18 protein-coding genes are annotated in these 20,501 nt (G+C 57.3%); 3 read left to right on the forward strand and 15 right to left on the reverse strand.

Going from position 1 to position 20,501, the window contains the following annotated elements; genetic code table 11:
* Positions 1-95: 95 nt before the first annotated feature.
* The 6 genes from ABIT76_07575 to serB all read right to left on the reverse strand — a co-directional run bounded on the left by ABIT76_07575 (position 96) and on the right by serB (position 6,056).
* Positions 96-761 carry a response regulator gene (locus ABIT76_07575; GenBank protein MEO7933001.1) on the reverse strand — a complete coding sequence of 222 codons (666 nt, stop codon included), beginning with the start codon at positions 759-761 and terminating at the stop codon, positions 96-98.
* Positions 762-1,065: 304 nt separating this feature from the next.
* Positions 1,066-2,067 (reverse strand): acetyl-CoA carboxylase carboxyltransferase subunit alpha, encoded by a 1,002-nt coding sequence (locus ABIT76_07580; GenBank protein MEO7933002.1) that lies wholly within the window; start codon positions 2,065-2,067, stop codon positions 1,066-1,068.
* A 5-nt stretch (positions 2,068-2,072) separates the two neighbouring features.
* Complete coding sequence (locus ABIT76_07585) at positions 2,073-2,918, reverse strand: LysM peptidoglycan-binding domain-containing protein (GenBank protein MEO7933003.1); 846 nt, start codon at positions 2,916-2,918, stop codon at positions 2,073-2,075.
* Positions 2,919-2,941: 23 nt separating this feature from the next.
* Positions 2,942-3,463, reverse strand: coding sequence for a hypothetical protein (locus ABIT76_07590; protein MEO7933004.1), 522 nt, complete (start codon positions 3,461-3,463; stop codon positions 2,942-2,944).
* Positions 3,464-3,528: 65 nt separating this feature from the next.
* Positions 3,529-5,199, reverse strand: coding sequence for a glycosyltransferase family 39 protein (locus ABIT76_07595; protein MEO7933005.1), 1,671 nt, complete (start codon positions 5,197-5,199; stop codon positions 3,529-3,531).
* Positions 5,196-6,056 carry a phosphoserine phosphatase SerB gene (gene serB / locus ABIT76_07600; GenBank protein ID MEO7933006.1) on the reverse strand — a complete coding sequence of 287 codons (861 nt, stop codon included), beginning with the start codon at positions 6,054-6,056 and terminating at the stop codon, positions 5,196-5,198. The genes ABIT76_07595 and serB overlap by 4 nt, the downstream gene beginning before the upstream one ends.
* 54 nt (positions 6,057-6,110) lie before the next feature.
* On the opposite strand from serB, the gene ABIT76_07605 reads away from it, so the two are divergent.
* Together ABIT76_07605 and ABIT76_07610 are read left to right on the forward strand one after the other, a co-directional pair.
* Positions 6,111-8,054: a phospho-sugar mutase gene (locus tag ABIT76_07605; GenBank protein MEO7933007.1), complete on the forward strand. Its 1,944-nt coding sequence runs from the start codon at positions 6,111-6,113 to the stop codon at positions 8,052-8,054.
* Positions 8,055-8,088: 34 nt separating this feature from the next.
* The gene (locus ABIT76_07610; GenBank protein ID MEO7933008.1) at positions 8,089-8,676 is read left to right on the forward strand and encodes a hypothetical protein; all 588 of its coding nucleotides are present in this window, start codon (positions 8,089-8,091) and stop codon (positions 8,674-8,676) included.
* Here the strand turns inward: ABIT76_07610 and ABIT76_07615 are convergent.
* Together ABIT76_07615 and ABIT76_07620 are read right to left on the reverse strand one after the other, a co-directional pair.
* On the reverse strand, positions 8,673-8,990 hold the full coding sequence (locus tag ABIT76_07615) for a hypothetical protein (GenBank protein MEO7933009.1): 318 nt from the start codon (positions 8,988-8,990) through the stop codon (positions 8,673-8,675). The genes ABIT76_07610 and ABIT76_07615 overlap by 4 nt on opposite strands.
* A gap of 3 nt (positions 8,991-8,993) precedes the next feature.
* Positions 8,994-9,359 (reverse strand): hypothetical protein, encoded by a 366-nt coding sequence (locus ABIT76_07620; GenBank protein ID MEO7933010.1) that lies wholly within the window; start codon positions 9,357-9,359, stop codon positions 8,994-8,996.
* Positions 9,360-9,401: 42 nt separating this feature from the next.
* On the opposite strand from ABIT76_07620, the gene ABIT76_07625 reads away from it, so the two are divergent.
* Positions 9,402-11,153, forward strand: coding sequence for an Ig-like domain-containing protein (locus ABIT76_07625; protein MEO7933011.1), 1,752 nt, complete (start codon positions 9,402-9,404; stop codon positions 11,151-11,153).
* Positions 11,154-11,165: 12 nt separating this feature from the next.
* Here the strand turns inward: ABIT76_07625 and xdhB are convergent, their stop codons facing one another.
* The 7 genes from xdhB to metK all read right to left on the reverse strand — a co-directional run bounded on the left by xdhB (position 11,166) and on the right by metK (position 20,423).
* Positions 11,166-14,867 carry a xanthine dehydrogenase molybdopterin binding subunit gene (xdhB, locus tag ABIT76_07630; protein MEO7933012.1) on the reverse strand — a complete coding sequence of 1,234 codons (3,702 nt, stop codon included), beginning with the start codon at positions 14,865-14,867 and terminating at the stop codon, positions 11,166-11,168.
* A gap of 5 nt (positions 14,868-14,872) precedes the next feature.
* Positions 14,873-16,216 (reverse strand): phosphoenolpyruvate kinase, encoded by a 1,344-nt coding sequence (locus ABIT76_07635; GenBank protein MEO7933013.1) that lies wholly within the window; start codon positions 16,214-16,216, stop codon positions 14,873-14,875.
* Positions 16,213-16,938 carry a (S)-ureidoglycine aminohydrolase gene (gene allE, locus ABIT76_07640; GenBank protein ID MEO7933014.1) on the reverse strand — a complete coding sequence of 242 codons (726 nt, stop codon included), beginning with the start codon at positions 16,936-16,938 and terminating at the stop codon, positions 16,213-16,215. The genes ABIT76_07635 and allE overlap by 4 nt, the downstream gene beginning before the upstream one ends.
* A gap of 182 nt (positions 16,939-17,120) precedes the next feature.
* The gene (locus ABIT76_07645) at positions 17,121-17,267 is read right to left on the reverse strand and encodes a lmo0937 family membrane protein (GenBank protein MEO7933015.1); all 147 of its coding nucleotides are present in this window, start codon (positions 17,265-17,267) and stop codon (positions 17,121-17,123) included.
* A 123-nt stretch (positions 17,268-17,390) separates the two neighbouring features.
* A complete protein-coding gene (locus ABIT76_07650; GenBank protein MEO7933016.1) occupies positions 17,391-17,639 on the reverse strand; it encodes a hypothetical protein in 249 nt (82 codons plus the stop codon).
* Positions 17,640-17,801: 162 nt separating this feature from the next.
* On the reverse strand, positions 17,802-19,232 hold the full coding sequence (gene ahcY, locus ABIT76_07655; GenBank protein MEO7933017.1) for an adenosylhomocysteinase: 1,431 nt from the start codon (positions 19,230-19,232) through the stop codon (positions 17,802-17,804).
* Positions 19,233-19,247: 15 nt separating this feature from the next.
* Entirely contained in the window at positions 19,248-20,423 is a 1,176-nt protein-coding gene (metK, locus tag ABIT76_07660) for a methionine adenosyltransferase (GenBank protein ID MEO7933018.1), read from the reverse strand.
* Positions 20,424-20,501 lie beyond the last annotated feature (78 nt).

A 20,501-nucleotide genomic window follows, 5' to 3' on the forward strand; every position in this document is an offset into this window, starting at 1 on the left:
CTCGGTGCCACCATCAAAATAAGATGGGAGTTCCAGTCGAATCTGACTCCGCAAATTTGGCTGAATCGACCCCAACTCGACTCAGATTTTTTTCCTTAAAGCGAATCGAGGACGTTGCGAATTTCGCTCAGGAGCCGCTGCTGCGTGTAGGGCTTGGCGACAAATTCCTTCAAACCTTGGGAGAACATCCGATTTAGCTTGGTTTGGTCCGCAAATCCGCTGCTGAGAATGACCGCAACCGAGGGATTGATTTTTCTCAATTCTTCGAAAACCTGGTCACCGTGCATCCCTGGCATCGTAAAATCGAGAATCACGAGGTCGATTTTTTCTCGGAGCTTCTTGTAATTGTCGATGGCTTCAAACCCATCCTTGGCCGTGACAACGCGGTAACCGTTTTCGGCGAGCATCATTTTGGCGAGCAGCATCACATGGACTTCGTCGTCCACGACCATAATGGTTTCCTTGGTGCCGCCCGGATTGGTGACGCTGACGTCGTTGATGAATTCGACGGCTTGCGATTTCAGGCCTTTGAAAGCTAGGCTTTCGTCTGTCTTCTGCGGGGCCATGGCAACTGGCGCAAACGGTTTCTGCACGGTGTCCTTCGTTCCATCGAGATGAGTCAGCAGGGTGTGCACAGTGCTGGTGGCGCGCTCAACACTGCCCAGGCAGCTCTCCAGATGCTCCCACGTCGGGCCCTTGGTTTTCGTCGATTCACGAGCGAGATGGACGTAGCCCGAAATCTCCTGCAGGAGGTTGTTCAAGTCATTGGCTGTCGATTTTATCCATCGATTATCTTCAGACATAAACAGAAAATCAAAAAAACCGGCTCACTGAGCCCGACCTTTATTGGGCATTATCGAAATCGTCGTTTTTGCAGGCCCACCACACGCAGCCGAGAAGAGTGAAAGCAACAATCGTAAAACTACCTAAAGTGAGCATTAAAAAATGGGTTAAGGGCGATGGACTGTGAGTTGTTTGAGCAGTTATCAGGTGAAAGGCTGATGGCTATTCTCAGCTATGGCAACCAAAATTGCGGAAATTATGCGGAGTTCCGAGAAATCCGCCCTAAGCCCGCCTTTTGGCCGCACGCACTACATCGGAGTTTGAGTCGGGGTCGAAAAATTTGCCGAAGTTTCGGAACTTCTCGTAGCGCGCCTGTAGGAGTTGCTCCCTCGGCACTGGGCTCAAGGCATCGAGCGAGGCCAGCAGCGAGGCTTTTAAAAGCTCCGCCGAAGCCTTCGGATCGTGATGTGCCCCGCCCTCGGGTTCGCGGACCACGCCATCGACAAGGCCGAGTTCGACCAAGTGAGTGGAGGAAAGTTTCAATGCCTCCGCTGCCTCCGGGGCGAAGCTACGGTGTTTCCACAAAATCGCCGCGCAACCCTCGGGGCTGATCACGGAATAATAGGCATTTTCCATGATCAAAACGTGATCGGCGACACCAATTCCGAGCGCGCCGCCCGAGCCGCCTTCGCCAATGACTACGGAAACAATCGGCACGTTCAGCAGCATCATTTCGCGAATATTTACCGCAATGGATTCCGCAATGTGACGCTCCTCCGCGCCGACGCCGGGATAAGCGCCGGGAGTGTCGATCAGGGAAACGATCGGGAGCTGAAATTTATCCGCCAGTCGCATCAGCCGCAACGCCTTGCGATAACCCTCGGGATTGGCGCTACCGAAGTTGCGATGGACGTTTTCCTTGGTGTTGCGACCTTTTTGATGGCCGATGACGACGCACCTATAATCACCAATCGTCGCCAACCCGCCGGGCATCGCTGGATCGTCGCCAAAAAGCCGGTCGCCGTGCAACTCGACAAAATCCGTGAAGCATTCCTCCAGATAATTCAGGTAAAAGGGACGCGCCGTGTGCCGGGCGATCTGCACGCGCTGCCAAGCGGTGAGATTGCTGTAAATCTCCGAGCGAAGCTGGACGATTTTTTTCTCCATGCTCTGCACCTCGGAATCAAGGTCGAAGCTGCTGGCCTTGGAATGTTTCTTCAGATCCTCGATCTTTTTTTCGAGTTCGACGATCGGCTTTTCAAAATCGAGGGGTTGGACTTTCATGCGTATCAGGGCAAAATCGTAACCGGTGTTCCACGATTAACGAGCGCAAAAATTTCCTCCAGATCGCCCGGACTCAACTGCGCCCCAGCGCCCGGCACCTCGACATCCGCCGGACTGCCGTCCTCGATCACCGACCAGAGGGTTAACCCGTTGCTGGACAACGTGATCCAGCGGCTGCTACCGACGTAATTCTTGTCTCCAAAGGCCACGCGTTTGCCGTCGTGCCAGGCGATTTTCTCGCTCACGACGATCCCTTCCGCCGACGGATTGGGCGGCAGGCTGGCGACGACGAGCGGGTAATCTTTGAAGAATACGCCGTTGTCCTTCAGCGTGATCAGTTTGTCCTTGGCCGAGATCTCCAGGCTGAAATTTCCGGTCGGAATGATGAAGCGATCTCCCGGATGAATCAGGAGCCGGTCGATGTTGTTGGCGCGAATGATGAGGTCGAACGACACCTTGTTTTTCGACGCGATGCGGGCCAGCGAATCACCGGGGACGACGGTGTATTCGGTCTTGTTCGGCCCCGGTGTGCGCGAGAAAAATTCTTCAATATTCAGATCGCCGAGCATCTTGCGGGCGTCGGAGATTTTATTGGAACTCGGATGGTCGGTGAGAAATTGCTGCAAGGCGGCGATGGCTTCCGTGCGCGGCTTACCCTTCAAACTCGCGGTCACGGCATCGAAATCGGCCGAAGATCGGTCCGGCGTCGGCGCGGCTTTCGCAGTGATCGCGGCCTTCGATTTCACGATTTTCTGCGGCTTCAGATAGAGGTTGTAGGCATACCAGGCGGCTCCGCCGAAAATGCCGGCGACGAGGATGAGCAAGACCAATACTTTGACGATAGTTTTCATCGGAGAATACAGAACACGTTGACTTAGAGGAGTTTGCGTCGGCGCAGATCCTTTACGTTGCCCTCCAGCGATTGCTGGATGAGGTCCATGGAAAATTTCAAAAGACACACTTCCCAGGCATCGTCCACGCCTTGGATGATCACGCTCACCTCGTCGTTCATGGCGATGCGGGCGTCGATGGTGTTGATCACGAGTTCCATCGTTTCGTGGGCGGTCGTCTCGGTGATGTCGCGTTTCACGATCTGCATTCCGTAGCGCAGAAACGGCCCCAAGTCGGGCTGGTGGCGAAGCATTTCGGCAAATTGACCGGCCTTTTCCCCGAATCCCTCCAGTAAAATCCGGGACATTTTTTCCGGGGTCAGCAACTGCGGACGCTCGGCTTCGATGCGGCCCTCGCGCACGCGGATTTCGTTGGCCCGATCCATCAATTCCGTAACGAGATAGAATCGAAAAGTGGTGGTTCCAAATGTCTGGATGGAACGCCGCGGCGGACGAATGACGACCGTATTTTCGATCGCATATTGAAAATCATCCGGGCTGAACATGGACGCCGAAGATGCCACGCCGCATCGGGACGGTCCAATCAAAGTTTCTCCGCCCCAGAGCGGTTTCACGGGTCGCCGTCCTCCAATTTGCGAGCGGCGAAGGCGGAGAATCCCCTTTCTGCGGCGCGAGCCCAAAAGAGGGCGAGCGGCTGCTCCGGCGAGGTGCGGATGAACTGGTGCGGACCAGGGGCGAGTTCCATCGCATTCGTAAAGGGCTGGCCGTCGAGCGTGCCGGCGACCGGGCCATTTTTTCCGACGATCACGTAGCGCTCGGGCACACCGACCTCGAAGGAATAGTGAGCGGAGGTGGAGTCGGATGCGGTGAGATCCTGACCCAAAACGGACGTGCCGCGTCCGATGCGGAGGTAATGTTTTTCCACAAACGCCTCGGCGCGATGGGGCAGGCGGTTGGTGCGGGTCACTGCCGTCCGAGTGGCGATGAGACGCTCGGGAATGTCGTCTGGCAGATCGCCCGCGATCAATTTCCGGCGCGTCTGCGTTTCGAGACAATAGTAATAAGGACGCCGCCGGAAGATCGCCTCGCCCTTCGCGTCCATCACGTAGTCGTCGGGCCCGGTGAGTTTGAGCACAATGGCGAGAAACCGCTCGTAGCGACCGGGGTTTGGCGTGTTGTCGATGGGATCGCGCAGCAACGGCACCAGTAAACCGGCGACGACAGTCAGCCCTGGCAATGGTTGCAGCCAGCGGGGAAACCGGTCGGTCACCCAGATCAAACCGGGAGCCAGGACCAGCATGAGCATCGGAGTCAACGGGAGGAAATCCTGATTCGTCAGCGGCGTCAGCAAAGACCAGAAACTGACCAGCAGCCCGCCGTAAATTGCGGTGCCCAAAACGAGAAATGCAGACCGGAAAGCGATGCCTTTTTTTTCGCGATGGAGAAACCATGCTACTAGGACGGCGGCGATCAGCAAGCCGGGGAAAACCAACATGGTCGGATCGAACTCCGGCACGCTGGCGGCGGACCGCGTGTTGTGATGAAACAGGCAGTAAACCATTTCCCGCAAGCCGCCGCGCCATTGTATATAGCCGGTGAGTGCCAGCGGAATGATCAGGCTCCCGGCGACGAGCAGGGCAAACTGGCCCGCGATTTTTTTCCACTCGATAGGACTGCGGGAGAGCTTTTGCAGCACGAGCCAGAAAGCGGCGGCAAGGGTGAAACTGACGATGAGGAGCGCCGTTTTAATGGAAGTCCCGAGCGTCGCGCCGAGGAGCAGGCCAGCCAGAAAGAGACGAGTTCCATTCTTATCTGCGGAGAGCAGAACGAGAAGCGTCAGCATCCAGAGCAACGCCCAGAGCACATCGGCCCGGAACTCCAGTGAGGTAAAGAAAAACGTCGCCTCGCAGGCCGTCAGCAACATCGCCCACCAACCTGTGCGCACGTCGTAAATCCTTCGACCCAAGGCATAAACGCACCACAAGGTCAGCGCGAAGAGCGGCAATTCCGCGATGCGCATCGCGACTAAAATATCCGCGCGCTCGCCGAGCAAGCTCAGTAACGGCGCATAAAAAATGTGGAAAAGCGGCGTGTGATTATCAAAAAAATCGCGGTAAGGCAGCAGTCCCCGCGTCCAGCCCCAGACGACGTGCAAATGCTGTGGCTCGTCCGAATCGATGCGAAACCGGCTGATCGCCCGCCAGCGCCACACCGCCAGAAAAACGAGCAGCGCGACTCCGAACCAAGTCTCCCAGCGGGCCAGATTCCTGACCCGGTTCATTTGGGTGCGATGCCCATGAAATACAGGACGGCGCGCAGATCCGAGTGTTGAATGCGGCATTTCACGGCGGCGTTTACTGCGGGTTTGGCGTGGTAGGCGATGCCGAGTCCGGCGGTTTGAAGCATGGGTAAATCGTTCGCGCCGTCGCCGATGGCGATGGTTTCCGCGAGAGAAATGCCCATTTGAGTTGCAGTCGATTCGAGGATGCGTTGCTTCTCCTCACGGCCCCCAACGGGCAGCACAGGCGCGCCGGTGAGCGTGTCGTTTTCAATGATCGGATCGTTGGAAAAATCCTCGCCCGCGCCCAATATCTCCCTAACTCGACTCGTGAAAAACTTGAAGCCACCCGAGACGATGATCGTGCGGATCTGGTGCGCGTTCAGCGCCTCGAACATCTCCTTCGCGCCCGCCATCCAGCGGATGTTTTCGTAGGCGCGATCCAGGATTCCCGCAGGCTGGCCCGCCAGCAGGGCGACGCGTTCCTGGAGCGAACCGGCGAAGTCGATCTCGCCATTCATCGCGCGCGCGGTGATCGCCTTGACTCGCTCGCCGACTCCGCAAAACGCCGCGATGTCGTCGAGAAATTCGTTTTCCACCAAGGTCGATTCCATGTCGGTGACGAGCAGTTTTTTCATCCGGGTCGCAGCATCCTGCACCGCGTAATCGACCTGTCGCGGCGCGGCCCAATTTGCCAGTTCCACATCGGAGATCGCCCCGGTAAATGTCACATCGACCGCGCAATCGAGCTGCTGGATTTCCTCCACCTGCACGCTGGTGCGCTCGAGAAGCGCCTCGACGCTGAGGCGCGTTTCAATCGGCAACCCATCGGTGTTCACAATCGTCAAAATCTGTTTCATCGAGCCGAGAACATAGGTTTGCAATCGCCCCGGTGAAAGTCTAAAGCCATAGCCATGAGTGATCGTTTCTCCCTAATTGAATCCGCCGTCGCCAACGCCCAGCTTCTCCCAGCCACGGCGGAAAATATCCAGCTTCTCCTCTCGCGCAGCACCGATCCGGTGGCCGCCGCGAGCATCGACGAATTGATCGCGACGGGGAATTGGACGGAACTGAACGACCGCTTTTTTCGCACGCTGGCCTTTGGCACCGGCGGCCTGCGCGGACGCACCATCGGCAAGACGGTGACCGCCGCCGAGCACGGGACTTTGAACGCACTCGGGCGGCCGCAGTTTCCCTGCATCGGGACGAATGCGATGAATTTTTATAACATCAGCCGCGCCACGCAGGGTCTGGTCGCGTATCTGAAAAACGTGGTGCCCGCCGGCAGCAAACCGAGCATCGCCATCGCGCACGACACGCGCCATTTCTCCCGCGACTTCGCCGAGTATGTGGCGAAGGTGGCCACGGAACTCGGCTGCGATATTTATCTCTGCGCCGCGCCGCGCTCGACGCCGGAATTGAGCTTCGCCGTGCGCCATGTGGGAGCAACGGCGGGAATCGTGCTGACGGCGAGCCACAACCCGCCGCACGACAACGGGTTTAAGGTGTATTTCAGCGACGGCGCGCAGGTGGTGGAGCCGCACGCGACGGGGATTATCAAGCAGGTGAACGCAGTGGAAAGCGACATTTACACGCCCGTGGCCGATCCCGGCACGCTTCATGTGTTGGCCGATGAACTCGACGCCGCCTATATGACGCGGCTGGAGTCGCTCCTGCTCGACCCGGCGATGGTGAAGGCGTCGGATTTGAAGGTGGTCTTTACGCCGATCCACGGCACGGGTGGCGAGATCATTGTGCCGATGCTGAAGCGACTCGGGTTTAGCTATTCCACGGTCGTGGAGCAGGATGTGCGGGACGGACGTTTCCCGACGGTGAAAAGTCCGAATCCCGAAAATGCCGACGCGCTGGCGATGGGCGTGGCGCTTGCGGAAAAAACGGAGGCGGATGTGGTGATCGCCACCGATCCCGACTGCGACCGCATGGGAGTCGCGTATCGTTCATCGAATGGCGCGATGGAATTGCTCACGGGGAATCAGATCGGCTCGCTGATGGCGTGGTATCGCGCGACGACGTTGTTCGCTCAGGGCATACTAACCTCGGCCAACAAAAAGAACGCGGTCATCATCAAGACCTACGTCACAACCGACCTGCAAAAAGCCATTGCCGAAAAGCTCGGCATCCGCTGCGTCGAGACGCTCACCGGTTTTAAATACATCGGCGAAAAACTCGGCAAATACGAAAACCAGATTCCGATGGAACTCCGGTCTAACTATCGCCAGCTATCCGATGCCGAGACGCGCAAACTGCGTCTGGAGCATTCCAGTTTCTATGTCTTCGGCGGCGAGGAAAGCTACGGTTACAGCGGGGCGGATTTTGCCCGCGACAAGGACGGTAATGGAGCGACGGTGATGTTTGCCGAGGTGGCGGCCTACGCCAAGACGAACGGCCTGACGCTCGACCAGTTGCTCGATCACATTTACGCGGAGTTCGGTTACTATCTGGAGAATGCGAAATCGCTCACTTTCGAGGGCGCGGAAGGCGCGGCGCAGATCGCGAAACTGGTCGCCAGCTACGCCAGCCATCCGCCGACGGTTCTCGCCGACAGCCCGGTGGCGAAGACGACGAATTTCGCCGTGGAAGATCTCACCGACATCGAGGGCGACGCCATTCCCAAGGAAAAAATGCTCATGATCGAGCTAACCGATGGCCGTCGCATCGCGGTTCGCCCCTCGGGTACGGAACCGAAGATCAAGTTCTATCTCTTCGCCAAAGTGAGCCCGCCCGCAGATCGTCCGTTCACTCCCGAGGAACTGGCCGCGCTCAAGGAATCAACCGTCCATTCGCTGGCTCATCTCTGGTCTAACATCGAGACCGACGTGGCAATCCGGCTGCTCTAACTTCCCTGGCACGCCGCTTGCAGTCGAATAGGGCGTGCGCATTATTTTTCTGATCCTGCTCGTGAGTCTGGCCGCCTTCTGGTGGTGCCAGCGACCGATTGCACGCGCAGATGGCGTGCTCATTCGCGGAGAGCCGACTCAGGTTCTACTCTCCGGCGAAAACACGGCAACGACTCGCGACGGATTCACCATTCGCCCACTGGCGGGTTACATCATCGAAGCCCGCGTCCTGCATACGAAACATTACCTCTCCGACACCGTCCACAACCTCGCTCCCTACGACGTCGGCCTGGGTTGGGGACCCATGTCCGACACTGGCATTCTGAAAAAGCTGACACTCTCCCAGAGCAACCGTTTCCTCTTCTGGGAATGGCAAAATCAAAGTCCGCTGCCGCAGCACGAACTGGAAACCCATGCGTCCAACAATCACCTCATCGCGGCCAATGCTAACATCGCCCGCCAAATAGCCTGGCTGCGCGAAGGCGAACTCATTCGCCTCGAAGGCAGCCTGATAGAGGCCACCGCGCGGGACGGTCACAAATGGACGAGTTCGCTCAGTCGCGACGACACCGGCAATGGGGCTTGCGAGATTATGTGGGTCTCGAAGCTAACCAAACTCTAGCCTTCGAAATTGGTATGGGGAGTTGGAGTGCTATCAGGCCGCGCCAGAACCTCATAGGCTTTGGCGGCTCCATAGACGAGCGCCGCTGGTTTGACTGCGAAGAGAACGACACGGATCGCACTCCGAACAATCGCGCCAATCGGCAAAATCCGCAGCACGTAACCCGCAGCCGCCGCATACGCGACCGCCTTGAGAGGTTCCTCGCGGACATAGCTTTCTCCATCGCGCAAACGAGCCAAGGCGGCCTCGCGGACGTCGCTCCATTTTTGGCAGACGCACTCCTCGATGGTGGGAACGGAATTGGTGTCCGGCATAACCTAGGAAAAGTTGAAGCGTTTCTTGGCTTTTTTCAGCACATCACCGATCGCAGAACTCACTTCGCTATAGCCGTCTTCGGCGGTCGAACTCACTCTGGATTTTAGCGAGCCGAGCAGATCCTTGAGTTCGTCGATGTGACCGTCGATCCGGCTGGTGGCGGCTTCTTTTTCACGCGGAACCAACAGGCCCAGCACGAAACCGAGGGCCAATGCTCCCGCGATGATCGGGACTGGATTCGATGCAGCGTAGCTTTTGCCTTGCTCAACGACTTTCTGGACGCGCTCGGCGCCTTGCTTGAGGGCTTCCCGGCCTTGATCGGCTATTTGAGAGGCACCCGACTGGTTTTCTTCTTGAGATTCGTTCATAACTCAAAATCGTAATCTGCACGTCCTTCGGCTGCAACTATTTTGGTCGCAACAATCATCTCGCCAGCGGCAGCCCGGCGAGCTAGTTTCCCCGCTGCCAAGGGGATTTTTACCATGCTGCGCGTCTGCCTCATTTCGATCTTACTCGCCTTTTTTTGGGGCGCATGGATCGTCCCCGCGTCAGCGTCGGATTTCACCTGGACGGCGGGTGCGGACACGCTGACGCCGCTGTTGAACAATCAGGACGCCGACGCCGGTGTGGTGCAAAGCGGCCCGAATCTCGATATCCAGACCGCGCTCGAGGAAACATGGCAACGCTGGCGCGGGCCAGACCTCGATCATTTGGCGGCGCTCCCCAATGCGAAGCTCGACGCATCGTTCCCTCACTTGAATGGCGACATCTATTGGACCAACGGCATCTGGCAGGACCCGGCGGGCAAGCGTTACGCGGTCATCCATGTCGAATATGACTACCTAACGCCAAAGAAAAGTTTCTACTGGAAACGCCGCATCGGCCTCGCCACCTCCACGGATCAAGGCGCGAACTGGCACTACGAAGGCAACATCATTACCACGAATCCGGCGCGTCCCGGAGCACCACCACCGGCGAGCGATTTCCAGGATTTCGGCTGCGGCGACACCTATCTCTTCGTCGATCGGCGCAACAATTACTTCTACGTCTATTACATGACCGCCTGGGTTTACCAACCCACCGGTTGGCGCACGCGGCAGATCATGAGCGTGGCGCGCTGCCCGATTTCCGCGAAGATGGCTCCGGGCCAATGGACAAAATGGAGCGGCGGCACCTGGACGCAACTCGGTCTCGGCGGTGCGGAAGACGCTGTTTTCGAGGGTAAATATCCAACACCTAGTGACAGCGGCACCGACTCCGCCGTGGTCCACTTTAATACGTATCTAAACGCCTTCGTCGCTATTGGCCATGACTCCGATGGCGCAGCTTGGATCAGGACCGCATCCAGCCTAACCTCTCAAAACTGGCAGCCCGCCGACTACACTTTTCCGCAGCGGCTTTATTGGTATAACTGGCCCATCGATCCGGTGACGCACGACCGCTATGAAATCGGGCAAACATTCCGGCTCTATTCCGCTCAGGCGAATGTTAGCAATGTGGGCACGAAATATTTCAACCTAACATTCTCGAAAAACAACAACGTCGCTCCCACCGCACATCTCATTCAACCCGAGGAAGGCGCCAAAACTTTCACACCCGGCCCGGTTACCATTATCGCCACGGCGGGCGACAGCGATGGCAATGTTAGTAAAGTCGAGTTCTTCGCCAACCAGCAAAAAATCGGCGAAGTCACCAGCGCTCCCTATGTCTTTATTTGGAAAGCCGTTCCCGTGGGCGACTACCGGCTCTCCGTCCGCGCGACCGACAACACTGGCGCTGCCACCGAATCGGCTGGCTCCGATATCTCTGTCACTGCGCTCACGTTCAACCTCTGGAAACAGAATCACGGCCTTCTAACATCCGCGTCTCCAACAGCTCCCGGCCCCAGCGGACGCCCCATTCTCTTGGACTACGCCCTCAATCTCGACTACGAGTCGTTGCCCGCGCCAAAGGTGGACACGAATCAGCTTTCCCTCACTTACACCAAGGCGCGACCCGATGTTAGCTACAGCGTCGAACGCTCGATCGATCTCACTAACTGGACCACCCAGGGAGTCGATCAAGGTGGTGGCGCCAGCACAACCGCTCCGGTTTTGGTCACCGCCAGCACGCCGCTGACCGGGTCGAAAACATTCCTACACGTGCGCCTGAGTTATCCCTAACCCAGCTCCGACTTACATCGCAATCGCCGCCAGAATCGCCTCGCCGCTGGCGGGTGACGCCAGATTTCCGCTGCCCCCCAGCGCCACCACCGCATCGCGAATCGCCTCGCGCACTGCTATGGCCAACATTAGCGGCGGCTCGCCCACCGCCTTGCTCCCGTGAATCGCCCGCGCATGGCTCGCATTGGTTAGGAGAGTGATATTGAACTCCGACGGAGCGTCGCTAAACGCCGGAATCTCGTAGGTGCTGGCGCTCGTTGTTAGCAGACGTCCAGTCGCCTTGTCCCATTTGAGTTGCTCACGAGTCAGCCATCCCATTCCCTGCACAAAACCGCCCTCGATCTGCCCGCGATCAATTCCAGAATTCAGCGAATTTCCGACATCATGGAGAATGTCCACGCGCCTAACCTTGCTCATGCCGCTGTAGCCATCCACCTCAACCTCGGCGACCGCCGCGCTGCACGAGTAGTAATTAAATGGACGGCCCTTACCCTCGGCGCGATTCCAGTGAATGTCGGGAGTCGCATAGAACCCGCTGGCCATCAGGCTCAATCTCCGCGCATGAGCCGCGAGTGCGAGTTGCGCAAAAGAAATTTCCTTTCCGCCACCGCTGATTTTACCATCGGCCCAGGTTAGGTCTTCGCTTCCTAACATCTCACTGGCCAGCGGACTCAGGCGCGTGCGCAGGATCGTGCAGGCATTGGCGACGGCGGCTCCATTGAGATCGGCCCCGCTCGAGGCCGCCGTGGCGGATGTGTTAGGAATCTTGTCGGTGGTCGTCGTCATCATCCGCACCTGATCGGCCCGCAAGCCCAACTCGCGCATGGCGATTCCCTGGATTTTCGTGTAAAGCCCCTGCCCCATTTCGGTTCCGGCGTGGTTCACCTGTATCGTCCCATCGACGTAGATCAACACCAGCGCACCGGCCTGGTTGTAGTAGGTGAGCGTAAAGGAAATGCCAAACTTCACCGGAGTGATCGCCAGCCCGCGTTTGATCCGGGAATTGTTAGCATTCCACGCGGCGATCTCGCTTTTTCTACTTTGGAAACGCGACGTTTCGATCAACTCATGCCAAATTTGCTCCACCCGATTGTCCTCGATCTCCTGTCCGTAGTGAGTCGTGTTTGTCTCGCCTGTTCCGTGATAAAGATTCCGCTCGCGAACGACTTCGGGAGCCAGGCCAGTCGCGCGTGCGATGCGGTCCATGATCTCCTCGATAACTAACATTCCCTGCGGACCGCCGAATCCGCGAAACGCGGTCTGCGAGGTGATGTTAGTTTTCGCCACCTGGCCCGTGACTTCGATGTTAGGAATGTAGTAGCCGTTGTCGATATGAAACATCGCACGGTCCGTCACGGGCATCGACAAATCGAGCGACCAGCCGCCATTCGAGAAGAGCGCGCATTGCAGGGCGTTGAACTGGCCATTCGACTCAAACCCGACTGAAAATTTCGCTAGAAACGGATGGCGTTTCCCTGTCAGTCGCATGTCCAGATCGCGATCCAACTGGACTTTCACCGGACGCCCCGTTTTCAACGACGCGAGCGCCACCAGCGCGGCCCAGGCGTTGCCCTGCGTCTCCTTGCCGCCGAAGCCGCCGCCCATGCGGGGGACTTGCACCGTGATGCGGTTTCTCGGGATGTCGAGGACATGCGAAACGGTGGCCTGAATCTCGCTCGGATGCTGCGACGAGGACGATATGAGGACGTTTCCCTCGGCATCGGCATCGGCCCAGGCGGCGTGCGTTTCGAGGTAGAAATGTTCCTGTCCGCCGAGTTCAAACTCACCGTCGATGCGATGCGCGCTGGAGGCCAGGGCGGAGTTCCAGTCGCCTCTGCGCATGAAGTTAGGTTCGGTGTGAAAGCTGCCGGCGGCAATCGCCTCGGGAATGGTTAGGAGATGCGGCAGAACCTCGTATTCCACTCGCACTTTTCCAGCAGCGACGCGACAGGCTTCGATGCTTTCGCCGACCACGAGCGCGATCAGTTGTCCGTGGAAGAAAACGTCTTTGTCGGCGAGTAGAATTTCGTCGTGAATGGACGGGCCGACATCGTTCAGACCGGGAACGTCCTCGGCGACTAACACTCGAATCACACCGGGCATCTCCGCCGCCTCCTGAATGTTGCGCCTAACAATTCTCGCTCGCGCATGGGGAGCCATCACCGGCCAGACTTCTAACATCTGCCGCTTCGACGCGGTATCATCGACATATAACGCACTGCCGCAGACGTGGCCGATGGCGCTTTCATGAGAAAGCCGGCGCGAGTCGGACAAGGCCGGCGTGGGAATCGCATCGGCGAAAGTTGGCGCGTAATCCTGCGACTCGCTTTCGTCGCCGGTGACAAATTTGTGCCAGAGTCCGAGGATGAGTGCATTGCGGTAGGCGGCGCTGCCGCGCACGTCGTCGATGGGAGAAAACTCGGTTTCGAGAACCTTCATGACGTCCAGACTATCAAGCGGCTGGCCCATGAGAGCGGCCTCGGTTTTTCGGGCTCGCGCTGGTGTGGCTGCGACTCCGCCAAAGGCAATCCGCGCTTCCTGAACGAGTTGAGTCGGACCTAACTTGATTGAAAATGCCGCCGACACGATGCTGATATCCATCTCGCGTCGCTTGGAAACTTTATACGATTCCGAGCGCCAGCCAGTCTTCTTTGGGATGACGACTGCTAACATTACTTCGTCTTCACGAATCACTGTCTTGCGATAAGCTAGAAAGAACTCAGAAATCGGAACACCGCGCTCGCCATTCGCAGATGTTAGGATCACCGAGGCATCGAGCGAGAGTAGCGCCGGCGCGGTGTCACCGATAGGTGAGGCGGTGACGAGATTGCCGCCGAGCGTGGCCCGGTTGCGAATCTGTCGCGAGGCGAAGACCCAGAGCATTTTGTCGAGCGAGGGGAAGGCTCCGGCGAGGGCTTCCTCGACTTGGGTGAGAGTTGCACCAGCGCCTATTTTCCATTCGGTGGCGGTTTCCGTGATGACCTTCAACTCTGCGACGGCATCTAGCGAAATGAGTGTGTCGAAGCGGGAGAATCGTTTGTTGATCTCCACTCCAATTTCCGTGGCACCGGCGACGAGGCGAGCTTGCGGATGCGAGGCTTTGAGAGTTAGTAGTTCTTTTAGTGAACCGGGCCGAAGAAACCTCTCGTTTCCACTCTCGTACTCCGGTGCGGATAGCATTTCCTGAATCGATTCTAACTCGTCTGTAAACCGGTCGGTTGGGGCCGTTCCTAACATCGTTTCCACAGCAGCGTCGCGAATGGGGCGGTAGCCGGTGCAGCGGCAAAGATTGCCGTTAAGCTGATCGGCGATCTGCCATTTTTCCCGCAGGTCTTTTCGGTAGTAACCCTCGAACATCGACATGATGAAACCCGGCGTGCAGTAGCCGCATTGCGAGCCGTAATTTTTCACCATGCTCGCCTGAACAGGATGCAACTCGCCTTGGTTGGAAAGGCCTTCCACCGTGATGATTTCCCGGCCTTCCATCGCGGGCAAGAGAGCAATGCAACTGTTGATCGAGCGATAAACGCGCCGGCCTTGGGAGTCGCGGTCGATCATCGCCACGGAGCACGCGCCGCAATCGCCTTCCGCGCAGCCGATCTTCGTTCCGGTGCGTCCGCTGGCGCGCAGCCAGCCAGCCAGCGTGGTGTTAGTCGAGACGTCCTCGACGCGCACCGGCTCGCCATTGAGTTGGAATTGAATGGCGCGGCTCATGTTAGTTATTTGCGACGGGCTTCGAGAATTTTGAAGAACGAGCGCGAGCGAATTTCCTCGATGGTGAGCCCGGTGGCGAGCGCCTCCTCCTCGGTGATCGCTCCACAGGCAATGCCTCGCAGGAAGAAATTGAGCAGGCCCTGACCGGTGGCTGCATCGTCGAAAACGTCGCCAAACAAGGATGCCAACGCGGCTTTTTGCACGAAGGCTTGGAGGCGGCCGGAGGCAGCTTCGAGACCCTCAAGGAAGAAGGCGTAAACGGCGGCGTAACGCACGACAAATTGAGCCGGATGCAGGTCCCAGCCTTGATAGATTCCGTTGCGCAGCGAGTGGAGATTGTCGCGGTAGGCCATGCGCCAGGCCCCGTGAACGGCGGCGTTGTTTTCCGCGATTTGAATGGAAGTCAGCTCACCACCTTGCGCACGATTCGGGCCGACGGGTAGGATGTTAGTTGCACCGTCCGAAAGATGAATGCCGGTGCCGGCGAGCGCGACGATCATGTGCGAGCGGGCGAAGTCGCAGGCGGGATGTCCCATCGCCTGATACGCCGCCGTAATGCCGCTCGACGCGGTGTAATCGTAAACGCCGAAGTGCACGCTGCCGCAACGGCCTTCCGCAGCTTCGATAAAGCTCAGCAGCGGGCAAACGCCGTGGCGGTCGATGATGGATTGCGGTGTCTCGATCATGAGTTCGAGGCGAAGCGCGCCTTTGGTTAGACCGAGTTTTTTTTCCAGCAAATCGCAAAGTTTCGCGGCAGCGGTGACTTGCGCCGCGACCTGCACCTTGGGCAGTGTGATGACGAAGTTAGGAGGCAGCGCGCCGCCGGTTTTTTTGACGAGCGTGGAGATGAAAATATCGAACGTGCGCAGGCTGCGGGCGCGCAGGTCTTCGTTGAAAGGCTTGATGCGAATCCCGATGAATGGCGGCAGCGTTCCATTGGTTAGACCGAGCGCGACTTGCTCAGCGCTGCTGGCGGCGTGGCCGTCCTCCTCGGAGTCCACGCGGTTGCCGTAGCCGTCCTCGAAGTCGAGGCGGAAATCTTCCACGGGTTCGCGGCGCAGTTTCTCGGTAATGCGGTCGTAGAGTTTCGTAGCAAAAGCCGCTTCCCAGTTTTCCCCTAACACGGCGGCGAGCGAGGCCGCGTCGGGCGCGTATTCCTGAAGTGATCGCAATGCGACTCCGCCCAGTCGTTGGGGCGAATCGGCCTTGAACAAATGCGCGCCGCCATAGACGCTATGCACGGCCTGCCGACGCGCCGATTCGCCGGGATAGGTCTGCATGAAAGCGCGGTTGGCCGCAGCCAGTCCGGCGGTGATTTCGGAGGTTTCGTCTGGGGTGAGCGTGGTCATAGTGGGATGCGGTTGACGTCTTTGTAGTAGATGTAGCGGGCCGGGCCGGGGCCTGCGGCGATGAACCATTGCGGACAATACGGCGCGATCCAAATGGCGTCGCCCGCGCTCACCGGATGCCAATCGTCGCCGAGCCGGTAAACGCCGCCGCCGGTGAGAAAAAGCATCCCGTGTTCCATGACGTGCGTCTCGACGAATGGCAGGGTGGCCCCCGGCTCGTAGGTGAAAATATTCACCGCCATGTCGGCTCCGAGCGTGTCGGGAATAAGCGTTTTCAGGCGCGCCTGCGGGTCGCCGAGAAACGGCACCTCGACGATATTCTCCTCGTGCCCGGCAAAGAATTCCGGTGGCTCGAATCCAGCCAGAGGCTCATGGCGTTTCCGAAAAATGAGGAGGCGTGAATTTTTGGCAGCGCCCTTGATTTGATAGCTAGTGCCCGGTGGCAGAAAAGCGAATCCGCCTTGGGCGATTTTCTCATTTTGCGCGACGATACCGCCGCTAACGACGTAGAGAAACAACTGGTAGCCGAAGGTTTCCCCTGCCCCGCTGGCACCTTTCGGCAGATCGACTAACCATTGACTAACCCCGGCACCCATCGCGGCGGAGATTTGAATGTAACTCGTCCCCCCGGCCCAGCCGGGAAGCGCGCTGGGTACGTAACCATCGGGGCTGATGAGCGCATAGTTAGGTCGAATGACGGTGCGGGTCAGGGCAGTTTGCATGGGAGAATGAAACGACAGCCGGGCGGTAGCGTCCAGCGGAACCTTTGCATAAACTGGGCAGCCGCCTGTTGCAATTCCCGGTTGCGAATCAGTTCACTATGGTGCGATTCGCATTTTCCTCGCGAGGCAACAGGCTGGCAAACGCCTCGGCGTCTCGACCTAATGACAGGTTACTTAGCCGCTTAAGCTCCTTTTCCGCCACGAATAAAGTGGAGGACAAAGACGACCAAGGCAACGACTAACAAGATATGAATCAGGCCGCCTGCGATATGCGCAAACAAACCTGCAATCCAGAATAACAACAGTAGAATGGCGATGATGAGTAGCATACTTGAGAATCGTTCAGCACCAGAAGTCCGGATGTATTCTGCAAGCTAAGTGGCTTGTGAGCCGCAACGAAAAGGGCAGCCAGAGAAATCCGGCTGCCCTTTTCGATAGAAATGAAACTCGACTTACGGAGTAGTCGTAGTGGACTTTGTTTCGCTACTGCTGGAACCGCCGGGACTAACCGTGGTGGTGCTTTCCGTTTTCTTCTCAGACGAAGCCGGATTGACGATGGTGGTATTGTTTTCCGTCTTCTTTTCCGCGCCGGGAACGATGACCGTAGTGTCTTTGCCAGAGTCTCCGGCAGGAACAACGGTGGTTTTTTCACAGGCGGTGAAGAGTGATGCGAGTGCGAGGGTATAGAGTAGTTTTTTCATGTGTTCAGTTAGGATTCTGACAATCGTCAGGTCCAGATACTACGAAAACACTGAATGAACTGGCCGTAAGTAACTTCGCGATTTCCTGATCCGTTCATCAGGGCACAAAAAAAACCGGCCTTTGTAGGACGGGTTCTTTGTTAGTTGAAACTGCCGCGCGTGTTAGTAGCGGTAGTGATTCGGCTTGTAAGGTCCTTCGATTGGAACGTCGAGGTAAGCGGCTTGTTTCTCGGAGAGAACCGTGAGCTTGGCTCCGATCTTGCCCAAGTGCAGGCGGGCTACTTCTTCGTCGAGTTTCTTCGGCAAAACGAAGACCGCAGGCTTGTAGAGATCGCGATTTTTCCAGAGGTCGAGAATCGCAAGCGTCTGGTTGCTGAACGACGCGGACATGACGAACGATGGATGGCCTGTGGCGCAACCGAGATTGACCAGTCGGCCTTCGGCGAGCAGGAAGACACTGTTGCCCGTCGGGAAGGTGTATTTATCGACCTGAGGCTTGATGTTCACATGCTGGATGCCGGGGAAATTTACCAGCTTGTCCACTTGAATTTCATTGTCGAAGTGGCCGATGTTAGCAATCACCGCCTGATCCTTCATCTTCGCGATATGTTCGATGGTTAGCACGTCCACGTTTCCGGTGGTGGTGACGTAGATGTCGCCGCGACCGAGAGTGGATTCGACGGTGTTAACCTCGTAGCCTTCCATGGCGGCTTGGAGCGCGTTAATAGGATCGACTTCGGTAACAATCACTCGAGCACCCTGGCCACGGAGCGATTGAGAACAGCCTTTGCCGACATCGCCGTAGCCGATGACGACTGCGACTTTGCCGGAAATCATGACGTCAAGAGCGCGGTTCAATCCGTCCACCAGCGAGTGGCGGCAACCGTAGAGATTGTCGAACTTCGACTTGGTCACGGAGTCATTCACGTTAAATGCAGGAATCAGAAGCTGGCCTTTTTCCTGAAGCTTGTAGAGACGATGCACGCCAGTTGTGGTTTCCTCGGAAACGCCTTTCCAATCCTTCACAATTTCGTGGAAAATATAGGGATTCTCGGCGTGGATCTTCTTCAACAAGTTCTTGATGACAGTCTCCTCGTGCGAACCAGACTCGCTGTTCACCCAGTCGCTGCCTTCCTCCAACTCATAGCCTTTGTGAAGGAAAAGCGTCACGTCGCCGCCGTCGTCGATGACTAACTCTGGTCCTTTGCCGTCGTTGTTAACAATCGCCTTCCAGGTGCAGTCCCAGTATTCTTCGAGGCTCTCACCTTTCCAGGCAAAAACAGGGACTCCAGTCGCCGCGATGGCTGCCGCCGCGTGGTCCTGAGTGGAGAAAATATTGCAGGAAGCCCAGCGCACATCGGCACCTAACTCGACCATCGTCTCAATGAGAACGGCTGTCTGAATAGTCATGTGCAGCGAGCCGGTGACGCGCACGCCAGCGAGTGGTTTGGCAGCGGCGTATTGCTTGCGAATGGAGATGAGTCCGGGCATTTCCTCCTCGGCGATTTGGATTTCTTTGCGACCCCAGTCGGCCAGGGTGATATCGGCGACCTTGTAGTCGTTTGCGATGCGAGTGCTTAGTGTTGTGCTCATGTTAGTATGTTGGATTTATTGAATGTAGTTTTTCAGAGCTTCGGCCTTGTCGGTTTTCTCCCAAGTAAGGGAATCCAAGTCATCGACTTTACCGAAGTGACCGTAGTTAGTCGTCTTGCCGTAGATTGGGCGAAGAAGGTTTAATTGCTCTACGATGGCCGCGGGTTTGAAGTTGAATATTTCTTTCACCGCAGCTTCGATTTTTTCTTCGTCCACTAGGGTCGTTCCGAAAGTGTTAATATGGATGCTCACGGGATCGGGATAACCGATGGCGTAGGCAAACTGCACTTCGCAACGCGTAGCCAGACCGGACGCGACTACGTTCTTTGCCACGTAACGTCCCATGTAGGCCGCACTGCGATCCACCTTGCTTGGATCTTTTCCAGAGAATGCGCCGCCGCCGTGACGCCCCATGCCGCCGTAAGTATCCACTATGATTTTGCGACCAGTTAGACCGGTGTCGCCTTGCGGTCCGCCGATCACGAAATTTCCCGTCGGGTTAATGAGGAATGTCGCGCCTCCTAACATCTCCGTCGGGAGCACTTTTCTAACAATCTCCTCGATGCAAAAATCTTCGATCAACTTGTGCGGAATCCCCGCCGCGTGCTGCGTTGAAATCACCACATTGGAAATGCCGACCGGCTTGCCATCCTCATAGATCACCGACACCTGGCTCTTCGCGTCGGGACGCAGCCAATTCGCCTCGCCACTCTTGCGAATGCGAGTCAACTCACGCCCGAGCCGGTGCGCGAACATGATCGGAGCCGGCATCAATTCCGGCGTCTCGTCGCAGGCATAACCAAACATCAATCCCTGGTCGCCCGCGCCCTGCTCGGCTGTCGCTTTTCCCTCGGCCGCCGCCGCGTCCACGCCTTGCGCGATGTCGCTCGATTGCTCGGTGAGAATGTTAGTAATGAAGACCTTGTCCGCATGGAAAATGTCGTCGTCGTTGACATAGCCGATGCCGCGAATCGCCTCGCGCACAATACGATTGAAGTCGATCCAGCCGTTGGTCGTAATCTCGCCGCCGACGATCACCATGTTCGACTTCGCGTAGGTTTCGCAGGCCACGCGGCTGTATTTGTCCTGGGTCAGGCACGCATCGAGCACCGCATCGGAAATGGTGTCGCAAACTTTGTCAGGATGACCTTCACCGACGGACTCAGAGGAAAAAATATAATGACGTGACATGGGAGTTGGATTGTTATGGAAACGAAGCGCTGAATGGCGAACATCAACGAATCATGATAGGATGATATATCTCCGCTC

The organism is Chthoniobacterales bacterium (assembly GCA_039930045.1).
GTDB lineage: Bacteria > Verrucomicrobiota > Verrucomicrobiia > Chthoniobacterales > DASVRZ01 > DASVRZ01.